13 protein-coding genes are annotated in these 21,421 nt (G+C 41.5%); 6 read left to right on the top strand and 7 right to left on the bottom strand.

Translation table 11 applies throughout. The annotated features are described in order from the left end of the window. Window positions 1-49: 49 nt before the first annotated feature. The 6 genes from BMW53_RS11570 to BMW53_RS11595 all read right to left on the bottom strand — a co-directional run bounded on the left by BMW53_RS11570 (window position 50) and on the right by BMW53_RS11595 (window position 9,678). Window positions 50-1,189, bottom strand: a complete 1,140-nt coding sequence (locus BMW53_RS11570) for a SusE domain-containing protein (protein WP_139178120.1) — start codon at window positions 1,187-1,189, stop codon at window positions 50-52. 32 nt (window positions 1,190-1,221) lie between these two features. After that, window positions 1,222-3,150: a RagB/SusD family nutrient uptake outer membrane protein gene (locus BMW53_RS11575; RefSeq protein ID WP_038559282.1), complete on the bottom strand. Its 1,929-nt coding sequence runs from the start codon at window positions 3,148-3,150 to the stop codon at window positions 1,222-1,224. A 125-nt stretch (window positions 3,151-3,275) separates the two neighbouring features. Then, on the bottom strand, window positions 3,276-6,497 hold the full coding sequence (locus BMW53_RS11580; RefSeq protein WP_168136414.1) for a TonB-dependent receptor: 3,222 nt from the start codon (window positions 6,495-6,497) through the stop codon (window positions 3,276-3,278). 294 nt (window positions 6,498-6,791) lie between these two features. Continuing rightward, the gene (locus tag BMW53_RS11585) at window positions 6,792-7,958 is read right to left on the bottom strand and encodes a FecR family protein (RefSeq protein WP_038559287.1); all 1,167 of its coding nucleotides are present in this window, start codon (window positions 7,956-7,958) and stop codon (window positions 6,792-6,794) included. Between the two features lie 73 nt (window positions 7,959-8,031). Continuing rightward, window positions 8,032-8,646 carry an RNA polymerase sigma factor gene (locus tag BMW53_RS11590; RefSeq protein ID WP_038559290.1) on the bottom strand — a complete coding sequence of 205 codons (615 nt, stop codon included), beginning with the start codon at window positions 8,644-8,646 and terminating at the stop codon, window positions 8,032-8,034. Window positions 8,647-8,946: 300 nt separating this feature from the next. After that, complete coding sequence (locus tag BMW53_RS11595; RefSeq protein ID WP_038559295.1) at window positions 8,947-9,678, bottom strand: GntR family transcriptional regulator; 732 nt, start codon at window positions 9,676-9,678, stop codon at window positions 8,947-8,949. Window positions 9,679-9,880: 202 nt separating this feature from the next. Between BMW53_RS11595 and BMW53_RS11600 the strand changes: the two genes are divergently transcribed. Genes BMW53_RS11600 through BMW53_RS11615 form a run of 4 tightly spaced genes read left to right on the top strand, consistent with a single transcriptional unit; the run spans window position 9,881 to window position 16,142 of the window. Beyond that, window positions 9,881-12,220, top strand: a complete 2,340-nt coding sequence (locus BMW53_RS11600) for a GH92 family glycosyl hydrolase (protein ID WP_038559300.1) — start codon at window positions 9,881-9,883, stop codon at window positions 12,218-12,220. Between the two features lie 54 nt (window positions 12,221-12,274). Then, window positions 12,275-14,044, top strand: coding sequence for a class I mannose-6-phosphate isomerase (locus BMW53_RS11605; protein ID WP_038559305.1), 1,770 nt, complete (start codon window positions 12,275-12,277; stop codon window positions 14,042-14,044). A 5-nt stretch (window positions 14,045-14,049) separates the two neighbouring features. Next, on the top strand, window positions 14,050-14,985 hold the full coding sequence (locus BMW53_RS11610) for an ROK family protein (RefSeq protein ID WP_168136415.1): 936 nt from the start codon (window positions 14,050-14,052) through the stop codon (window positions 14,983-14,985). 14 nt (window positions 14,986-14,999) lie between these two features. Next, entirely contained in the window at window positions 15,000-16,142 is a 1,143-nt protein-coding gene (locus BMW53_RS11615) for an MFS transporter (RefSeq protein ID WP_038559313.1), read from the top strand. Between the two features lie 18 nt (window positions 16,143-16,160). Here BMW53_RS11615 and BMW53_RS11620 read toward each other — a convergent pair whose 3' ends face one another. Next, window positions 16,161-16,739, bottom strand: a complete 579-nt coding sequence (locus BMW53_RS11620) for an RNA polymerase sigma factor (RefSeq protein ID WP_038559317.1) — start codon at window positions 16,737-16,739, stop codon at window positions 16,161-16,163. A gap of 163 nt (window positions 16,740-16,902) precedes the next feature. On the opposite strand from BMW53_RS11620, the gene BMW53_RS11625 reads away from it, so the two are divergent. Then, window positions 16,903-17,874, top strand: a complete 972-nt coding sequence (locus BMW53_RS11625) for a FecR family protein (RefSeq protein ID WP_051567863.1) — start codon at window positions 16,903-16,905, stop codon at window positions 17,872-17,874. Between the two features lie 186 nt (window positions 17,875-18,060). Beyond that, window positions 18,061-21,411, top strand: coding sequence for a TonB-dependent receptor (locus BMW53_RS11630; RefSeq protein WP_139178124.1), 3,351 nt, complete (start codon window positions 18,061-18,063; stop codon window positions 21,409-21,411). Window positions 21,412-21,421 lie beyond the last annotated feature (10 nt).

Below are 21,421 nucleotides of genomic sequence, written 5' to 3' on the forward strand. Positions count from 1 at the left end.
CATACTCTGACGAGACCTGTCACTTCGGGTATTTCAAAGTGTTTGTAATTTATTTTTTCTCCAGACTTATGGTCATGTTCAACGCATCGATTGTTAAAATACAATCGCCGGCTTGTTCTTCTGTAATCAGCCATTTTAAATCAGGATTATACCCTCCGGGAGTAGCTTGTACCTGGTTGTCATCCCAAATGTTGGCATTGGCATTTATAGGCCTTAAGAAAGGACATCCCCAGCCTGCACTCTGGTCGTTGTAAGGTAATTTAAAATCCTGATTGGCTTGTGTTGTGCATTCCAGCGTAAAGATCTCAGGAACTTCCGGGTTCCAGCTAAATTCCGTAGATGATGGCATATTCCATGCAATTCCAATTCCGAGGCCTACGCCCCATACATGGCTGAATCCTTTGTATCCGTGAACGATTTTTAACTCGTTTTTATCCAGAATGATAGAGTACAATCCGGCTTTGTTAACCGTAAATTCAATGTCAGAATCGCTAACGCTCTCATTTTTTACCAAGCCTGTTTCATTCTCGCCTTTGCTCCACGAACCTTTGTCTTCGGTTGTTGAGTTTACAAATTTAAAGGTACCTTCCTGCAGTTCTCCAATCCACTCGTAAGTGTTACCGATATTTTTTCCTTCAACAACTTCGTTTAACTTAATTCCATTGCTTATTTCCGATCCTTTTGGATTAGCAGAACCAACCAGGTACAGATTTACCGGGGCGATCTCGAAAGTGGTTACCAACACCTTTGTGGTTGAGATTTCAGGTTTTACAAAATAATCTCCTTCTGATGAGGCAATTATTTCGGCTTCAATCTCGGTGCTGCTTCCGTAGTTTACACCAAGTCCGTAAAGCATGGCATTTAAATCGAAATGCGAAATGCTGTATTCCGAAACGCCTGCATCCAGTTCAATTTTATCGATGGCAGTGGTAAGCCCGGGTAGTCCCAGTTTAAAGTAGTAGGTTATAGTACCATTGTTTGCGCGTTCCTGTGCCGGATCCCAACTGAATGTAATGGCGGTTTCATTCATTAAATCCTGTGATAAGGTAATCTCCTCAACGCTGGGAGTAAGGTGCATGCTGTCTTCAACGGTGTCTATTTCAATTTTAACATCGTACTCTTCATCGCAACTGCTAAAAAGTAGCATGCCCATTGCGAAGATTACGAATAGTATATTTATTTTTTTCATCTGTTTTAAATTTGTTAAAGTAATTTCCACAATTATTCAGACTCTGTCCAGTAAGGTGATTGTACCAGGTTTGGATTTTTATCAATCTCATCCTGATAAATAGGGAACCAGTAATATTTTTTCTGATATACTCTTTTCTGGTATTGCGTACGCACAAAGAATGCTTCCGGGTCGGAAGGATCATCTGATTTCTTAGTACCCGAGAAATTCATTCCGTAGAAATCGCCATCCAATATTTCTTCTGCTTCTTTCCAGCGTCGGAGGTCGTCATAGCGAACACCTTCTCCACAAAGTTCAACCCTACGCTCGCGACGGATAATTTCGCGCATTTCATCCTGGTCATTCAGATTTACTGCGATATAACCATCTTGTTGAGAAGTTGCATATTGAGGAATACCGGCTCTCTCTCGAATCAGGTTCAAATAAGTAAGAATTTCCTGATTTCCGGGGCTTACTTCGTTTAGTATTTCGCAATAACTAAGGTAGGCTTCGGCAAGACGGTAAACGATGCCTGGACGATATTGCCATGAACCATTTTTAGAATCTGAGTTAGGATGCTTTCTTTTTAACCCTAAATACCCGTTCTGAGGTGCATCGTGGGTGAAGTTATTGTCTTTTCCATACTGATAAAAATCAACATTCCGACGGTCCCAGATGTAATAACGTTCGTTCCAAAGAATGGCATTGTAGAAACGCGGTTCGCGGTTTACATACATGTTGAAAGTTCCTGCTTTTGCGGCAACTTTTTCTTCGCCGTCGTACCAGTTCCAGTTGTCGGTATTTCTTACATCATCGTTTGTTGAAAAACCACTTTCTGTATAACCCGATTCCGGGTTGATGATTGGTTTTGTTTTGTCGCCGTTCTCATAGCCCAAAATTGGCGAAAGGCCATTATCCATAAAGAAAGCATCAACTATAGATTGAGTCATGCCCAAACCTCCGTTGCCTCCTGCCCCGTAAGGAGAAATGTGTTTGTCGAATTCCGTTTGGTTTTGCGGACGTGCAAATAGTATTTCTTTATTACCATCGGCATAAGTACGGGCATGAACCCAGGCTGTTGATGCAAATGCATCGATACTACCATCGTCGTTATACATTTTGTACAACTCATGGCCTGTAGCTTCAGCTTCCTGAATCAGCAATCGGTGTGCCTCCAAAGCTTTTGTCCATTTGTTTTGATCGTATGAGCTGTTGAAAAGCGGAGTGCCTTCTGCATCCGTAAAGTTCGCATAATCTGGGTTGCCGTTTACTAACGGAGACGCAGCAAAAAGTAGCATGCGGGCACGTGCCGCCAAACACATTACTGAAGTAACGCGGCCATATTTTATTGCCTGTGTATAGCTTGCCGGTAAAATTTTGGATGCTTCCAACATTTCATTGTCGCACCATTCAATTATTTCATCGTATGGAACGGGGCCGGTAAGTAGCTCTTCTGTCGAACCATTGGTAGGTGCAATATAATCGGGCTGAAAAGGGCAAACACCATAACAGTTTACAAACAAACTATAGTAGTAAGCCTGTAAAAAACGACATTCGGCCTGAATGTATTCAACTTCCTGCGCGGTGATTGTAGTTCCTTCAATTGGCACAACATTGGCACGCAAAATATTTGCTGTACGAATGCGTTTCGGTAGATCTCCCCAGTAACCACCAGCCCATGGGGTTGCGGTGTTCCAGTTACCTGTAATTTTTGGAATGGCATCCCATCCCCATTGTTGCCAACGTTCAGAAGGAGTCCAGTCGTCGCCCATTACTCCCCATCCGGTTCGGTTCAAAGAACCCCAAGTTGGGTCGGGTATACCGGAATACACATAAGCCAGCATACTTTCCATTCTGTCTTTGTCAGTGAAAACCATATCCATGGTTAATTCTGTATCTGATTCTTTATCCAGGTAATCCGTGCAGGAAAACATGGTGCCCAGCAGCAGTATCAGGAATATATATTTTAGTTGTATTTTCATCTTTCTATATTTTATAGGTGATTTCATCTGTTTATAATTGTTTATTTTTTAAAGTAACAGATGTAACTCCCATGATTATAATCATTCGTATTTTCGTATAATAATTTCTCATGGTCGTTTCATTATCAGAATATTAAGTCAATTCCGAGCATAACTGATTTAATTGGAGGGTATTCAGTTCCGTTGGAAGTTGAAAGTTCAGGATCCCACAATTTGAAATCAGAAAATGTTAACAGGTTATTTCCGTTGATGTAGATACGACATGCTTTAAACATATCTTTTTTTACCGAAGCCGGAATGTTATATCCGATTTCAATTTGTTTCAAACGCAGGAAGCTCATGTCCTTTTTCCACCAGGTAGAATTTGCATTGTTGTTGTAATTTGTAGCATACGACAAGCGTGGATAGAAAACATCCTGCGATGGATTTTCTTCGGTCCAGCGATCGGTATAGTTGGTGAAGATATTTCCCTGAATTCCCTGGCCTGATCCCGGAATAAAGTACTCACTTTCGTCGCCAATAAAGCGGTAAGTGTCTCCAACTCCCTGAAAGAATACACTCAAATCGAAGCCATGTAACGAAATGTTTCCGCCAAATCCGTAAACCATACGCGGATCGTTGGTTCCGCCAACATAACCTTTATCTTTTGAATTGATTACGCCGTCTTCGTTCCAGTCAAGAATTTTAATGTCACCAGGGCGTACTTCAGCCAATTCGTTTTGTGGAAGTTCCGGAAGTAGATTTCCCAAACCGTCGAAATCCTCAGCTGTATACAACCCGATTGCCTCATAACCGTATAGTTCGTTTATTGAATGGCCGGTAATATCCTGGTGGGTTCCTTGTTGCCCTGCCGGAACATCAAATTCCAGAATTTCGTTTTTGGCATAACTTAGATTGGCAAAAAACGAGATGTCGGCTTGGTTTATTTTCTTATTGTAAGTAATTGCAACTTCACCTCCCTGGTTTTTCACTTTTCCGAAGTTGGCATAAGGAGTGCTTAGCAAACCGGCCTGTGTTGGAATGGTGCGTCGTTGCATAAAAATATTGTCGCGGTATTCATGAAATGCATCCAGTTGAATGCGTAATGCCGATCGAATGCTGAATTCAATACCTACGTTCTTCTTTGTTACCGTTTCCCAGGTTAGGTTATTTACACCTATATCGCCCTCGGTAACCCCATCTTTCTGGTAGTCGGCGTTATTCCCCCAATGGTAACCGGCGGCATCGGTATTCATTGTGGTTAAGTAGGCAAAGCGTCTTTCTGACCCGATCTGATCGTTTCCGGCCTGGCCCCACGATGCGCGGATTTTCAGGAAATCAATGGTTTCTTTCATGCCTGCCCAGAAATTCTCTTCAGACACTAACCATCCCAGAGCAAACGATGGGAAGAATCCGTAACGTTGTCCCTTAGCAAAGTTTTCCGATCCGTTATATCCAAAGTTAAATTCTCCTACATATTTATTTTTAAACGAATAGGTAGCACGGCCAGCAATACCCTGGTTACGGTAGGGTTGAATGCCCCCGTCGTCGTAGCTACGCTGGTTAAATAGTAACAAACCTGTAAGGTTGTGGATTTCGTTAAAAGTGTGGTCGTAATTCAGAATCCATTCCAGGTAAGTTTGGTTGTTTCCATAATCACTTCCTTCTTCGTAGTTCAAAAACTCAGAACCTGAACTTAATAAAGTCAGCTCCAGTTCTCCTTCATCATCGCGTGTTGTGGCCGGTAGGTAATAAGTTGGATCTTTGCTACGCGTTAACGAACTATAGCTGTAGTTATCGAACGAGAACGATAGTTTTGTGCTTAAGCCCTCAGTAATAAAATCCAGTTTTTGCTCTAATGAGAAAAGCGATTCCAGTTTACTGCTGGTATAAACACCATAGCCATATTGGGTAAGGTGAGCCCATGGGTTTACCCGTTCACTCCTAACCGGAATTTTCCCATCGGCGTAAATGGCCGGGTGTACCATTGGTGGAGTTTCGAAAGCATAGTCCCATACTTCATTTGTTCCTTTCGACTGTTTGCGTAGTTTTTGCAGATATCCTCCAACACTCAGGCGTATTGCTGTTGTTTTAGTGAGGTTCAAATCTACATTCGAACGCAGGTTATAACGTGTTAATCCTGTGCTGGTATCGTACGAAAGCGAGTTGTCTCTTTTCATGATACCATCCTCATTATAAGCCGAGGCAGTGAGGTTATAGCGCAACATAGCCGAGCCTCCGTTCACATTCAGGTTTGCCCGGGTATTGTAGGCATGTTCTTTCGAAATAGCCTTTATCCAATCAACATTTGGATACAGTTCAGGATCATATCCGCTTCGGGTGCGGTCAATCGCCAGTTGCTCGTAATACGGAACTTTGAATTCTTCCGTAGCCAAATCGTTTAATAGTTGCATATGATCGGTAGCACCAATAAACGAAGGCATTTGAGTTGGAGCGGTTATAGCGTGTTCAACCCGAACATTCACAACCGGTTTTTGAATTTTTCCGCGCTTGGTATTTACCAGAATTACACCGTTTGCACCGCGTACACCGTACATGGCACTGGCTGCTGCATCTTTAAGTATCGAGAATGATTCGATTTCTGAAATATCCAGATCATCCAGCGAACGCTGAACACCGTCAACCAATACCAGAGGATTGGTGCTTCCCGAGAACGAAGAAATACCACGAATCCAGAAATTTGACTGGTTGTATCCTGGCTCGCCCGAACGGGTTACCGCAATTACACCGGCCAGTTTCCCGGCTAAAGTGTTTGAAATATTTTTTGATGAACTAATCTGTAATTCTCCCGGGTTGATGTTTTGAATAGCACCAACTACCGAAGCCTTTTTCTGTGTACCGTAACCAACTACCATTACTTCATCCAGGTCGGTGGTTGCTTCTTCCAAAACAATGTCGCGAGGAATTTCATTAACCGGAATTTCCTGGTTTTGCATTCCGATAAAAGAAAAGATCAAAACGGCATCGTCGGGGGCATTCAGGCTATAAACACCATCGGCATTGGTAATTGTTCCGCTAGATGTTCCTTTAATAACCACAGAAACTCCGGGTAAAGGAAGGCCCTTGCTGTCGATAATTCGTCCGCTAACCGGTTTTTGATCCTGTTCAGCAGGTTCTTCAACCTTTGTTTGTTTTACGGGAACCAGAACAATTTGCCGGTCGATTATTTTATAGGTCAGATTGGTGTTGGCCAATACTTGTTCCAGAATTTCATCCACCGATGATTGATCAGCGATCACATCGATTTTTCTTTCCAGATCAACCTGACTGTCACGGTAAAAGATGTTAAATTCGCTTTGGTTCTGAATTTTCTCAAAAACCTGTTTTACGGTTACATCCCTTAACATGAACGAAAATTTGGCACTTTGAGAATAAGTAGTGTTAGCAAAAACACTGCTCATTCCAACGAGCAAAAGAAAGATGGTAATCCTCATAATCCGAAGAAATTGGGTACCTCCTTTGCTCAAAGAGCAATTCGGATACCTCGTTTTACTTTTTTTCATAAATTTGTTTGATTTATAAATTTTAAGATACATTGCCTCGCAGCAATGTTGATTAATTTTTACAGCCTGCAGATGTTACAGCATCTGCAGGCTTTCTCATTTTTTAAGACAAAAACAAGTGGTTTTACATAGGCTTAACTAGTTTAGATTTATGATTAGCTTATTGTTTTCTCTATTTAGTTTAATCTGAGTGGTTTCAGCTATAATGTTCAGCACCTCTTCTGCGGTGTTTCTTAAGTTTAAATTTCCCGAGAATGTTTCTTTTCCAATGGCCGCACTTTGTAATTCTATATCGACATTGTAATAGCGCGATATTTTTTTAACAATGGTTTCAAGTGGCTCTTTTTCAAGAATCAGGTAGCCGTCGCGCCACGATAAATACTTTATTACATCAACCTGGCTTTCCTCAAAACGTTCCGTGTTGTTGTTGTAAACAATTCGTGTTCCGGGTAAAATTGTTTTTTTCTCGTTATGGAACACTGTATTGTTATTCGCACTGATTTCTATTTTTCCTTCCGCCAGAACAGTACCGCTGTTTTTATCATCTTCGTAGGCGTTTACATTAAAAACTGTTCCCAGAACTTTTATTTCAAAGTCTTTGGTTTTCACGTAAAATGGTTTTCCATCCATATGCGCAACATCAAAAATAGCTTCTCCGTCGATGTACACTTCTCGTTTGTTGCCTGTATTCGTTGCCGGGTACACCAATTTCGATCCGGAGTTCAACCATACCTTCGATCCGTCGGCAAGTGTTATGTGTGTACGTTTTCCGTAGGGAACAACCAGTGTGTTAAAAACAGGCTTTTTTTCCACTACCAACTGCGTAATTTTTTGAGTAGAATCGATGGTGATATTCTCGCCCTTCTCGTCGTATAAAATGTTCGATTCTTCTTCGGCAATTAAAACCTGTCGCCCATCCTGAAGTATAAGCTGTGTTGCGGTATCTGGTTGCGAAAGTTGCAGGGTTTCAACCATATTGTTGAAGTCGGTTTTAGTACTGTTGTGTTGTACTTGCCATATCGAAAATGCAACAATAAGGAAAGAAGCAGCCACAGCCCAGCGCGCAAGTGTTTTTCTCCGCTTTTCACGTTGGATAGAAAAACTGAGTTGTTTACGCACGTCTTCTTTATCCTGTAACGATGGTGCTCTTTTATAAGAAGTCAGAAAGGAATAAATCGTACGGGCCAGATGCAATTCTTCAGCTTCCGAATCATTTTTATTTTCAGCTTCTTCTACGATGGAGTCAATGCTGAATTGTTCATCTGCCAGAATATCGTATGCCTTTTTTACTTCGTTGTTATCCATTATGGTTTTAATCTACATCTACATAAAGTGGATGGAAGTAAAAACATAGACAAAAAAAATAAAAAATTTTTGTCTACCCGGTTTGAATTCTGTTTCTAAGTAAGAAAAACAAGAGTATGGAGTTAAATGTTTTACCCTTTTTAATGGCTTTTCGTAATTCTTTTAATGCTCTGTATATCATTGTTCTGGTCGATTCGACAGAGATGTTTAACGTGTCGGCAATTTCCGGATAGCTTAAATTGTGTTCAAACTTTAAGGAAAGTGCTTCCTGTTGTTTTTTCGTCAGTTTTTTCATTCCCTCGGCAAGTTCTCTGAAATGTTCTTTTTTTGTTTCGTCGGCTATAATTTCATCCTCCAGTGATCGAACTGGTGTATCGTTTAAAAGTAAAAGTTGTTCGTCGTTCAGAAGTGTGTTTCTTTTTGTTCCTTCTTTATGCAACAGCCGCCTGAGAGAGCGTAACAGGTAAAACTGAATGTTGTCGGTTTCAGAAAGTGTTTTACGGTATTTATAGAGATTTAGAAAAAGATCGTGAATACAGTCTTTTATAAAATCCGTGTCTTTCGAAAAATTCAGGGCATACGAGTATAATTCGTTAAAATACTGGTCATAGATACGATAAAACGCATCATCGTCACCATTCTTAAAACGCTCCCAAAGAAAATAGGAAGGATTTTGTTTTTCCGTCATCAGTCCCTACACTGTCAATGTCCCTCTAAAAATTGTGCTAATATAAATAAAATGATTTTCCGATATTAATTTTTCGGCTATACTTGTCTCACTATGTAATGTTTGCCAAACAACGAATACTTTTTATTTATAGTAGTTTTCTTCGTCTCATTGTCGTTTTTCAACGATTATTATATGGATAAAATCCATTCAAAAAATGAAGTGCAAAGAGATACTTTATTTCGAATTAGCCTGTATTATTCAAAACTATAGTGCAAATAATCAATACCGATAAACGCATTTCCGGCTGTACGTTTGCGATTATTTGCGCTCACTCTCCACCGAAAATACAAAACTATCGCCCCGGTAGTATCCCAGGTTAAACTCGATCGGGCGTTTGTTTTCGTCGTACACCAACCGGCGTCGAAAAAGAACCGGGTCATCATTCGGAATATTTAGCTTCTTTGATAAAAATGGCGTTGCTTTTATAGCGCTAATCTCTTCGTACGAGAGAGATGCTTTTACGTGGTACTTTTGTTCCAGAATCTCATACAGCGGATTGGCAAAATTTTCATCGCTGCTGATACCCAGTTCCGGATTAAAATAGGAGATGAAATAAACAAACGGAAAGTCTTTTTTTCCGCGCAACCGTTCTAAAGTCAGCACTTGTTGGTCGGGCTCCAAATTGAAAAAGGAACTCACTTCTTTGTCGGCTGTTTGCCAACTTATATGAAGTTCAAAATTCTGTACCTGAATTCCCATTGCCTGCATTTCCTGCGAGAAACTATACCAGTTTTTTGCCCGCCCCGAAATTCCTTTTGCAGCCACCTTGGTGCCGTATCCTTTTTTCCGAACCAGTAATCCTTCGTAAACCAATTTGTTAATTGCCTGGCGTAAGGTGTTTCTCGAAATGTTGAGTTGTTTAGATAAGTCAACTTCGTTAGGAAGCAATTTCCCCTTTTGATATTCCTCCTGCTGAATCATTTCGCGAAGAAGCGCTTCAGCCTGTAAATGTAGCGGTGTTTGACTTTTATGGTCTATGTTCAACTTCATGTTTATACATTTATCTGCGCTCAAAGATACGCTAAACACGATAAAATAAAATATATTCTTCAATATTTTAAATTCTCTGAAATATGTATATGTTTGCACAAGAAATCATATGTATGAACATATGGTTTTTTAGAGGAGTTTTAAATATTTTTGGTTATCCTGTACTGGTTTAACGATTAAAAAAATAAAAGTCAATAAAAATATGAGAAGCATTTTAGGTTTTATTACAGTGTTGTTGGTAAGTTGTTTTTGGGTTAACAGCTTCGGCCAGGAATTAACAAAATATGTCGATCCAAATATCGGAACAGCCCATTCGCGCTGGTTTTTTTATACACCGGCAGCAGTACCGTTTGGTATGGCAAAATTGGCTCCGTCAACCAATGCACATTACGGAAATGAGCAGGGCTGGGAAGCCGTTGGTTACGACGACCGCGACAGTTCAATTGAAGGATTTGCAAATTTCCATGAGTTTCAGGTAGGAGGTATTGTTTTTGCGCCAACTGTGGGCGAACTTCAAACTGTTCCCGGCGATCTTGATAATCCCGACGGCGGATACCGCTCTCGTTTCGATCGTAAAAATGAATATTCAACAGCCGGTTATTATTCGGTTTGGTTGGATGATTATAAAGTAAAGGCAGAACTTACAGCAACTAAACGAGTTGGATTCCACCGTTATACTTTTCCTGAAACCGAGTCGGCCAATATTCTTTTGGATATTGGCAACCAGCAGGGTGAAAGCGGAAAAGTAAAAGATGCGGAAGCGGTTATAACTGCAGATGGACGAATTGAAGGTTATGTGATTACCGAACCTGAATACGTAAAAAAATACCAGAAAGGTGCTGACGTTAAAATGTACTTCACGGCTGTTTTAGACAAAAAGCCAACAGCATTTGGAACTTTTAAAGGAACTGATATTTTCAGAAACGAAAAGAAGATAAGCGGCGAAGGGGCCGGAGTTTTCCTCACATTTTCAACAAAAGAAAATGAAGCGGTTACCGTAAAAGTGGGCTTGTCGTATACTTCTGTTGAAAATGCCCGCTTAAACCTGGAGACAGAGGCAACGAATCTGACTTTTGAAAAGGCAAAGAAAGCCAGCCTGAAAACCTGGGAGAACTACCTGGGGCGAATAAAAGTCAGCTCTGATAACCACGACGATAAAGTGAAATTTTACACCGGGCTTTTCCATGCTCTTTTAGGGCGCGGTTTGGCCAGCGATGTAAACGGTGCTTATCCAAAAAATAATGGAGAAGTTGGACAAATTGCGTTGGACGAAAAGGGAAACCCAATTCATAACCACTATAACACCGATGCTATTTGGGGCGCATTCTGGAACCTGACACAATTGTGGGCCATCGCTTATCCCGAGTATTATTCCGATTGGATTCAGAGTCAGTTACTTGTATATAAAGATGCCGGATGGCTGGGCGACGGAATTGCATGCAGTAAATATGTTTCTGGAGTGGGAACCAATTTTACCAGCCTGGCAATTGCGGCGGCATACAACTGCGGAATTCGCGATTTTGATGTGGAACTGGGTTACGAAGCCGCGCTGAAAAACGAAATCGAGTGGAAAGGCCGTATTGAAGGAGCCGGGAAAATGGATGTCCGGCAGTTTGTGGAGCGCGGTTACAGTCCGTACGACGAACGTTATGCCTGGATAACCGTTGATGAAGGATCGGGATTTTCAGCCTCTCACACGCTGGAGTATTCGTTTAGTAGTTTTGCAGTGGCTCAATATGCCAAACATCTTGGCAAAACCGACGATTATAAATTGTTGTCCCGCCTGTATGATGGCTGGGAATTGCTATTTGATGAAGAAACAAAACTAATCAGGCCCCGGGATCTCGACGGTAATTTTATTCAGAACTTCGATCCGTTGGCACCATGGATTGGTTTTCAGGAAGGGAACGCCATTCAATACACCTTTTATGTACCACACCAGCCCGAAGAGTTGGTGAAAAAGCTGGGACGTGAAACTTTTAATAATCGCCTGGACAGCATTTTCATCGCATCGCAGAAAAACATTTTTGGTGGCGGAAAAGAAGTGGATGCATTTGCCGGACTAAAAGCACTGTACAATCATGGAAATCAACCGAATTTGCATATCTCATGGCTATTTAATTTTTCGGGCAGACCCGACCTGACACAAAAATGGGTTCGCGCCATTTGCGACGAATTTTACGGAACGGAAGGAATTCACGGCTATGGTTACGGACAGGATGAAGACCAGGGACAGCTTGGAGCCTGGTACGTAATGGCCGGAATTGGCTTGTTCGATGTAAAAGGTCTTACTGCTATCGATCCTGAAATGCAGATTGGCAGCCCGTTGTTTGATAAAGTAACTATTCAGCTTAACCCGGATTATTACAGCGGGAAACAGTTTGTTATTGAAACTGAAAACAACTCGAAAGACAATGTTTATGTGCAGAAGATTGAATTGGACGGAAAAGTTCAGGATTCACCATTTATCAAGTTTCAGGATATTGTAAATGGCGGAAAACTTAAACTGAATATGTCCGGAACGCCAAAAATCAATCAGTAATTAATTGAACTCAATTCTCTGTTTGCGACGTGATTCGCATATAAAATAAATTAAATGAAATTGGAAAAACGGAAAACAACACAGTTTTTAATGCCTGTTGAAAAGGATGGCGCGGTGGTGAATGGCTACGATATATATCCCTCGCTGAAATTGGGAAGCGATTTAATTTCAACCGATTTATCAGAACTTGCCGAAAAGCTTAAAGGAGAAAGTACAATTATTATAGATGGCTATGTTGGAGTATACTTCGAAAACTTCAGGTCGTTGTTAGATAGTGCGCTCACCGCATTGGGAAAAACAACCAACTGGGTAAATGTAGAAACTGCCTTCAAACCGGAAAATGAAATCGATGAACTGATTTCTCCGTTTTTAGGCGAAGAAGATTCGATATTCGGAACAAGGGCCACCATTAAGCTGGAAGATTATTTTGATCTAGATAAGCTTAAAGAAATAACGCCGGAAACCAATGCGGATATAAACCTGATTTACGGTGCCGGAGCTTCTCTTGCCGGGTGGAAAGGAAAACTGTTGTATATCGATTTACCCAAAAACGAACTGCAGTTTCGTGCACGTGCCGGGAGCATTAAGAACCTGGGAGCCAGCCAGTGTTTCGACATGAAGAAGATGTACAAGCGATATTATTTTGTCGATTGGGTGGTGCTGAATAAACAGAAAAAAGAGATTTTAAATGCCATTGATGTGATAATTGACGGCCAGCATGAGGATGTATTCTCGTGGATGGACGGCGAAAAATTGCGTACAGGATTGAAAACAATGGGCGAGAACTTTTTCCGTGTACGTCCGTGGTTTGAGCCTGGCGTTTGGGGAGGAACCTGGGTTAAAGACAATATCGAAGGTTTAAACCCAAATGTACCCAATTATGCCTGGTCGTTTGAATTGATTACGCCCGAGAATGGGATTGTATTTGAAAGCTCACGAAAACTGCTGGAAGTTTCTTTCGATTTGCTGATGTTTGGCGAGGGTGAAGCAGTAATGGGAGCAGACGATCATACAAAATATGGCGATGAGTTCCCCTTGCGATTCGACTTTCTGGACACTTTCGATGGCGGAAATCTGTCGGTACAGTGTCATCCGCGTCCTGAATATTGTAAAGAGCATTTTGGCGAAGATATTACGCAGGAAGAAACCTACTACATTCTCGACCGGAAAAATGATGCATCAGTATATATCGGATTTCAGGACGATATAGAACCGAAGAAATTTGAAACCGCTTTGTGGAATAGTTTCAACACAAACACGGCGATTGATATTACCAAATATGTGCAGGTTTTTCCGGCAAAGAAGCATGATCTTTTCCTGATTCCGCCGGGAACAATTCACGGATCGGGTATCGATAACCTGGTGTTGGAAATCAGTACAACACCATACATTTTTACCTTTAAAATGTACGATTGGGTGCGTCCTGATTTGGATGGAAATCCACGTCCGCTGAATATAGAACACGGAATGAAAAACCTGTATTTCGACCGGAAAGGGGAGAAGGTAACGAAAGAGTTAGTTTCTCTCCCAAGCCTGATTGAGGAAGGCGACGACTGGCAGTTGTACGAGCTTCCAACGCACGAAAAACACAGTTACCGCGTAAAACGGTACCATTTTAATTCGGTGATAAATGTTGAAACCGAAGGGAAATTTCACGTACTTAGTTTGGTTGAGGGAACTTCTATTGAAGTAGAATCGGAAAACGGACGAATGGAAACTTTCCAGTTTGCTGAAACCTTTGTGGTGCCGGCTGCTGCAAAATCGTACACCATTCGTAATTCTTCGGATGCTGAGGCTAAAGTTGTTGTGGCGTTTATGAAATAATGACTATGAGCGAAAAATATGCAATAGGAGTAGATGTTGGAGGAAGCCACATTAGCTCCGTTTTGGTGGATGTGAGCTCCGGCAACATTATAACGGAGAGTTTGTCAGAAGTGAAAGTTGACAACCAGGCATCTGCGAATGAAATTCTGGATAACTGGGCGGCTGCAATAGCTCAAACCATGTTGTTTACCGATCGGGAAAAACTGATTGGAATTGGTTTTGCCATGCCAGGCCCATTCGATTATAAAAACGGTGTGGCCTTGTTGAAAAACGTTGCCAAGTACGACAGTTTGTACGGAATGAATATCGGCGACGAATTAAAGAAACGCCTGGAATTGCCGGGTGAAATGCCTTTCAGGTATTCGAATGACGCGCTGTCGTTTGCCATAGGAGAGTGTTGGGGCGGAGAAGCCTCAAAATACAAAAATGTAGTGGCAATTACCCTGGGAACAGGATTTGGCTCCGCCTTTTTAAGCAACGGTGTTCCCGTTATTGAGGGCGATCGGGTGCCCGAGTCGGGATATGTTTATCACATTCCTTATAAAGAAGGAATTGCCGATGATTATTTTTCAACCCGTTGGTTTCTTGGTGAATATAAGCGCCGAACCGGAATTACCTGCAGTGGTGTAAAAGAGATTGCCGACCGTGTTGGCAACGATGAGGCTGCAAAAACTCTTTTCTATGATTTCGGAAGCAATCTGGCAAATTTCCTTGTTCCTGTTCTCGCTACTTTTGATGCTGATTGTTTGGTAATTGGTGGAAATATTTCGCGGGCTTACCCATTGTTTAGCGCAGCTTTCCAACGTGTTTTGTGTGAAAGGAATATAAACATTGAAATAATGATATCAGAATTAATGGAGTCGGCAGCGATGGTGGGAAGTGCGCGGCTTTTAGATGAAGAATTTTGGACTAAAATGGAGCCTTTGGTGGCTAAAATCTAACGAGCAAAAAACTTATGAGCAAAAAATCGAATTTAGCCGTGTTACCGGTTTTGTTTAGCTTCTTTATTATGGGCTTTGCTGATGTAGTTGGCATTTCAACCAGCTATGTAAAGCAGGATTTTGGTTTGAGCGATTCAATGGCCAACCTTTTACCCATGATGGTATTTCTGTGGTTTGCCGTGTTTTCTGTACCAACTGGTGTGCTAATGAATAAACTCGGGCGGAAAAATACCGTATTACTGAGTATTGTGGTTACGCTGCTGGCTTTGCTGGTTCCATTGGCAAGCTATAGTTATTCAATGATTTTAATTGCCTTTGCCTTGCTCGGCATCGGGAACACAATTTTGCAGGTGGCGTTAAATCCGCTGTTAACCAATGTGGTTAGTGGCGAGAAGTTAACCAGCAGCCTTACACTTGGCCAGTTTGTAAAAGCCATTGCTTCGTTTATCGGGCCCATTGTTGCAGGCGTGGCATCCGGAACATTCGGAAACTGGAAACTTATATTTCCTTTTTTTGCTTCTGTTACCCTGTTGTCGGGATTGTGGCTTTTATTGGCTCCAATCCCAAAAGAACAATCAAGCAGCGAAACGGCCGGTTTTGCAGCAAGCTTTAAATTATTAAAAGATCCGGTTATGTTGAGTTTCTTTTTTGCAATTGTGGGTTTAGTGGGAATCGATGTTGGGTTGAACGTTACTTTACCAAAGTTTCTGATGGAACGTACCGTGATGCCGTTGGAGAAAGCAGGATTGGGCACGAGCTTATATTTTGCAGCGCGTACCATCGGTACTTTTATCGGTGCCATTTTACTGATGAAATATTCGGGGCGGAAATTTTACATCGGCAGTGCGGTTTTAGGAATTGTTGCGCTGGTGGTGTTGGTTGTTGTTCCTGGCCCGGTTTCGCTGATGTATATAATGATATTTTGTTCCGGATTGGCCGTTGCCAATGTGTTTTCCATCGTTTTTTCGGCAGCATTACGCCGAAAGCCGGAGTATGCAAACGAAGTTTCGGGTTTGCTGATAATGGGAGTAGCAGGAGGTGCGATTGTTCCGCCAATTATGGGTTTGGTATCCGATGGTGCCGGGCAAACCGGGGCAATGCTTGTTGTGCTTTTGTTGTTTGTTTATTTGTTGATAAACGCGTTGAAAATGAAATAGCGAAGGCTGTCCGAGCCGTTATTTGGAGTTAATAAACAGGTCGATAAATAGCAGAGCGAGGAACCCGTATTCCGTTAAATGCTTCTTTATAAATTTGCTCGCTTTGCTTAAATGATCTTCGACTGTTTTTACAGAAATACCAAGTTCGGCAGCAATTGTTTTATTCGCTAAACCTTGTTCTTTGCTAAGCTGATATATTTTTTTTCGTTGCGGAGGTAGTTGTTCTACCAGATCATTCAACTTGTCGGATAACTGGTTGTAGTTGAACTGCGATTCAGTGTCGATGCTATTGGTTATGGTTTTGTTTTTCAGGTGTTCCAGGTAGTCTTTTTCAGAAAGTTTTTTACGAAAAACAGAAACAATCGTGTTTTTGGCCACCGTAAATAAATAGGCATCAAGATTGGAGTCTTTCTTTAATTTGTTCCTGTTCACCCAAACATTAACAAATACTTCCTGAACAATGTCGAGAACTTCTGATTCCGATTTTAAGTAAGCCATTGCAAAGCGATATAATCGCGGGCTATACTCGGTGTACAAATCATTAATGGCCGTTTTATCACCATCAATAAATCGATTAATTAGTTTCTCGTTGTTCATCTGTCACTGTCAGCTAGAATGCACAAATCTATAAAATGTTTTTAGATTCTGGCAGAACTAATTCAGGGAGTCAAATTCTTCCGGAAATAAAAATGAAAAAAATGTAAAATCGAAGCAGGGGTTTTTTAAACTTTACGCGTTTAACAAGCGACTACAAGATTATATGAAAGAATATTACCGAAAATATCTCGAAAACAATTGCACGGAGGAGGAGTTTCAGCAGTTTGTTGAATTATTTGTAAAGCCGGACAAGAAGTTGGTTTTGGATGCCCAGATGAAGGAACATTGGAAACTTACAAAAGCACAGGAAACTGAAACCCCTGATTTAACGGATACGCTGCATAAAATTCATTACGAAATAAATAGCCAGGAGCCACGTACAGGCAAAACCCGAAAATTAGTGACTTATTTAACCCGGGTGGCAGCTGTTCTTTTTATTCCATTGGCCATTGCTTTCTTTTTTACCCTCGATAAAACTGAAATTGGTACTGAGCTGCAAACTGTATCAACGCCTTTGGCCTCAAAAACCTATTTTGTTTTACCCGATGGTTCTGAAGTTTGGCTGAATTCAGGTTCTACTTTGTCATATCCGAAAAAATTCGACCGCAAAAAACGTTTGGTGAAACTGACCGGAGAAGCCTATTTTGATGTTCAGAAAAGCAAAACACCATTTGAAGTGGAGACTGAAAACGTGCAGGTACATGTGCTGGGAACGGCTTTTAATGTAATGAGCTATGCGGATACCAACCCCGAAGTAACACTGGAAAGGGGAAAAGTACAGTTGTTATCAAATTCCGGCGCACAGCAAATTCTTGAACCTGGCGAACAGGCAGTAATTAACTCAGCAAATTCAACCATTCAGGTACAAAAAGTAGATACTGAAATTTACTCGTCGTGGATTGATAATAAGCTGATATTCAGAGATGAATCGTTGAAAGATGTTGTTGAGCGTCTGGAACGTTGGTACAATATTTCAATTGAAATTGATGACGAGTATATTTCGGATAAAAAATTAACGGCAACAATTGAATATGAGTCGATTACCGAGGTGATGGACTTGCTGGAGATAACATTGTCGCTAAAATATGAATACGATAAAAACGAAAGAAAACTGATTGTAAAACCAATAAAATAATAGATCTGCCTATGAAATAAACCAGTAAAACAAACCCTCAGATACGAAGAAGTGGAGAAGCCACGAACTTCCCCACCTCTGAAAAATAATTATCAAAATTATTAATCTTAATACGTCAAATCTATGAAAAAAAAGAGATTGAAGGAAATCCCTTTGTGGAGTTTCTTCTTAAAACTTTTAAGACTTATGAAAGTAACTTTGTTTTTGTTATGTATTAGTGTTTTTTCAGTAATGGCCAAAGAAAGCTATTCGCAGGTAACGCGCTTGTCGGTTGAACTGCAAAACACGGATATCAAAAGTGTCCTCGAAGAAATTGAAAGTCAAAGCGAGTTTCATTTTTTCTACTCCGGGGATGTAATCGATGCAGAGCGGAAAGTGTCAGTTAATTTTAGAAATGCTGACATTGAAAAAATTCTAACCGAAATATTTTACAACACCGGTGTTGAGTATAAAATTGTTGGCCGACAGGTAGCCTTATACAAAGGCGAGTTTGATGATACTAATTTACCCGCAGCGCAACAAGCCGTAATCGGACAGGTTGTGGGTGCTGATGGTCAGCCAATTCCGGGTGTAACGGTTGTCGTAAAAGGTACTAGCCAGGGAACGGTTACCGACATTGATGGAAATTTCCAGGTAAGTGTTGTTGATTCTGATGCTGTTTTGTCGTTCTCATTTGTTGGAATGCTATCGCAGGAAGTGTTAGTGGGAAATCAAAGTAATATTTCGGTAGTAATGCAAGAAGATGCCATTGGTATCGAGGAAGTTGTGGTAATTGGTTACGGTACCCGGCAAAAGAAAAATTTGGTCGGCGCTGTAGATCAGGTCAACTCTGATATTATTGAAGACCGGCCAGTGAGTAATGCATCGCAGGCTCTACAGGGAGCTTCGGCCAACCTGATCATTCAGCAAAAGAGTATGAATCCAAACGATAACAACATGAGTATCAATATTCGGGGCGTTAGTACGATGAGCAACAATGACCCATTGATCGTTATCGACGGATTGATTTCAGGTACAGGAACCTTGAACAACCTAAACCCGAACGACATTGAAAATATTTCGATACTGAAAGATGCCGGTAGTGCAGCCATTTACGGATCCCGTTCTGCTAACGGTGTAATTCTGGTTACGACCAGAAAAGGAGGCAAAACCGGAAAACCGCTGGTTAAGTTCAGCAGCATGGTTGGTTATCAGGATCCGGACATTTTGTTTCAGCCGGTGCAGGGCTGGGAAAACGCCATGCTCCGCAACCAGGCGAATATGAATGTAGGAAATGCCCCAATATTTACTCCGGCGCAGATCCGCGATTTATATGAAAACCGCAGTGAAGAGTTCTGGTACCTGAATGAAATCATGGATAAAGGGCTGCAGCAAAATTATAACATGAGTATTTCCGGGGGCAACGAGATCAGCACATACATGATATCAGCCGGTTATTTCGACCAGGAAAGTAACTTTGTCGGAGATTTTGGTATGAAGCGTTATAACTTCCGTGCCAACAATACAACGGAATACGGCAAATTCAAGCTCACCTCTTTAATGGCTTATACCAGGAGAGATGAAAATACGATAGCCGGAGGAACCGGAAATACCATTATCAACTCTTCGCGTATTCCGCCATATTACTATTATCAGTTTCAGCAAGACGGTAAGTGGTTGATTAACGACGTGATTGGCGATGACAATACCTTGGCAGGCTTGAAAGACGGGGGCTATGAAAAGAAGGATGAAGATAATTTTATCGGTAGTTTAGGCCTCGATTTTACTATTATTGAGGGCTTAAAGGCCAAAGGACTGGTAGGCCTTGACCTGACTCAGCATCACCGTTTCCGCAGAGATATGAAAGTGCCGTTATACTCATCGGCCGATCTTGAAACACCAGTTTCATACATTCATCCCAATACGCTTACCGAAGATTATAATAGCAAAAGGTACACTCTGAGTACACAGTTTATGCTCGACTTCGAGCGCACATTTAACTCGGTTCACAACGTGAGTGGATTGCTGGGGGTTTCCAACGAATCGTATACTTTCAAAGCAAGCCGGATTGCCTGGGAATATACAGACGAAGATCTGGGGCTTCCAACTACTGACGAATCGGAACAAAGTGTTGATAACAAAAACAGTAATGGAGATACCGATCAAACCAGCATTACCTCCGTATTTGTTCGTGGAGGATACAATTATATGGACAAATATTATGCAGATGTTACGGTTCGGTATGACGGTTCTTCAAAATTTGCCGAAGATCAGCGCTGGGGTTTATTCCCTTCGGTTTCTGCAGCCTGGAGACTTTCTTCTGAGAATTTCATGAAAAGCTACAGCGAACATATCGGCGATTTGAAAATCCGAACTTCCTATGGTGTATTGGGTAACCAGAACGTGTCCAACTACTCTTACCAAACGGTTTATCAAATGTATCAGAATACTTATGTATTCAACAATGAAGCCGTACCGGGAACAGGATATACTTACGGCAATCCTTATTTGACCTGGGAAAAATCGGCTAACCTCAATGTTGGATTGGACGCCGGATTTTTCGACGGAAGCTTGTATGTGTCCCTCGATTACTTCAACAAAGAAACGACAGATATCCTGCTTTCTCCCGAAGTATCAACCGTGTTCGGAAGTGATGCAGCGAAAGAGAATGCCGGGAAAATGAGAAACAGAGGATGGGAAGCAACCCTGACCTACCGTTTGAAGTCTACAAATTTCAATCACCGGTTCAACCTGAACATTGCTGATTCGAGGAATGAAGTGACTGATTTCGGAGGGAAAGAGCGTATCGATCAGAATGACCAGTTGTACAAGGTGATTCGCGAAGGCGAAGCGCTGGGTTCTTACTTTGGGTATAAGACCGACGGATACTTTCAAAGTTATGAGGAAATAGCCAATAGCGCCCTTCCGGTAGGAGCTTCTGTGCAACCGGGAGATGTGAAGTATAAGGATGTTAATGGAGATGAAGTGATTGACGACAAAGATCGCGTGGTGCTGGGGAATGCTTTTCCAAGGTACACGTTCGGTTTTACGTACGATGTTTCATTCAAAAATTTTGATTTTAGTGTTTTGCTACAAGGAGTAGGGAAACGTGATATGTATATCCGCGGTGAATTAATAGAGCCTTTCCACTCGAACTATTCGTACGCCATTTATCAACATCAGTTGGATTTCTGGACGCCCACCAATCCCGATGCGAAGTGGCCGCGCCTTGTAGCTCCTAGTTCTTCTTCTTCTTCAAACAACTGGGGAAAAGCAGGTACTGATATCTACCTTTTAGATGGGGCTTACCTTCGGGTTAAAAATATCCAATTGGGATATACCGTGCCAAAAAGGTTAACATCAAGGCTTGGAATTCAGAAATTGCGTGCGAGTATTAATGCGCAAAACCTGTTGACACTATCGAAAAACTCTTTTATTGATCCGGAGTCTTCTGAATTCGGAAATAACATGGGAGGAATAGGCGGTGTTGGAGCCAACAGTGCCCGTAACTATCCGACATTGGTTTATTATGGATTTGGATTGGAATTGGAATTTTAAAACACGCAAA

Source organism: Draconibacterium orientale (assembly GCF_900111425.1).
GTDB classification, from domain to species: domain Bacteria; phylum Bacteroidota; class Bacteroidia; order Bacteroidales; family Prolixibacteraceae; genus Draconibacterium; species Draconibacterium orientale.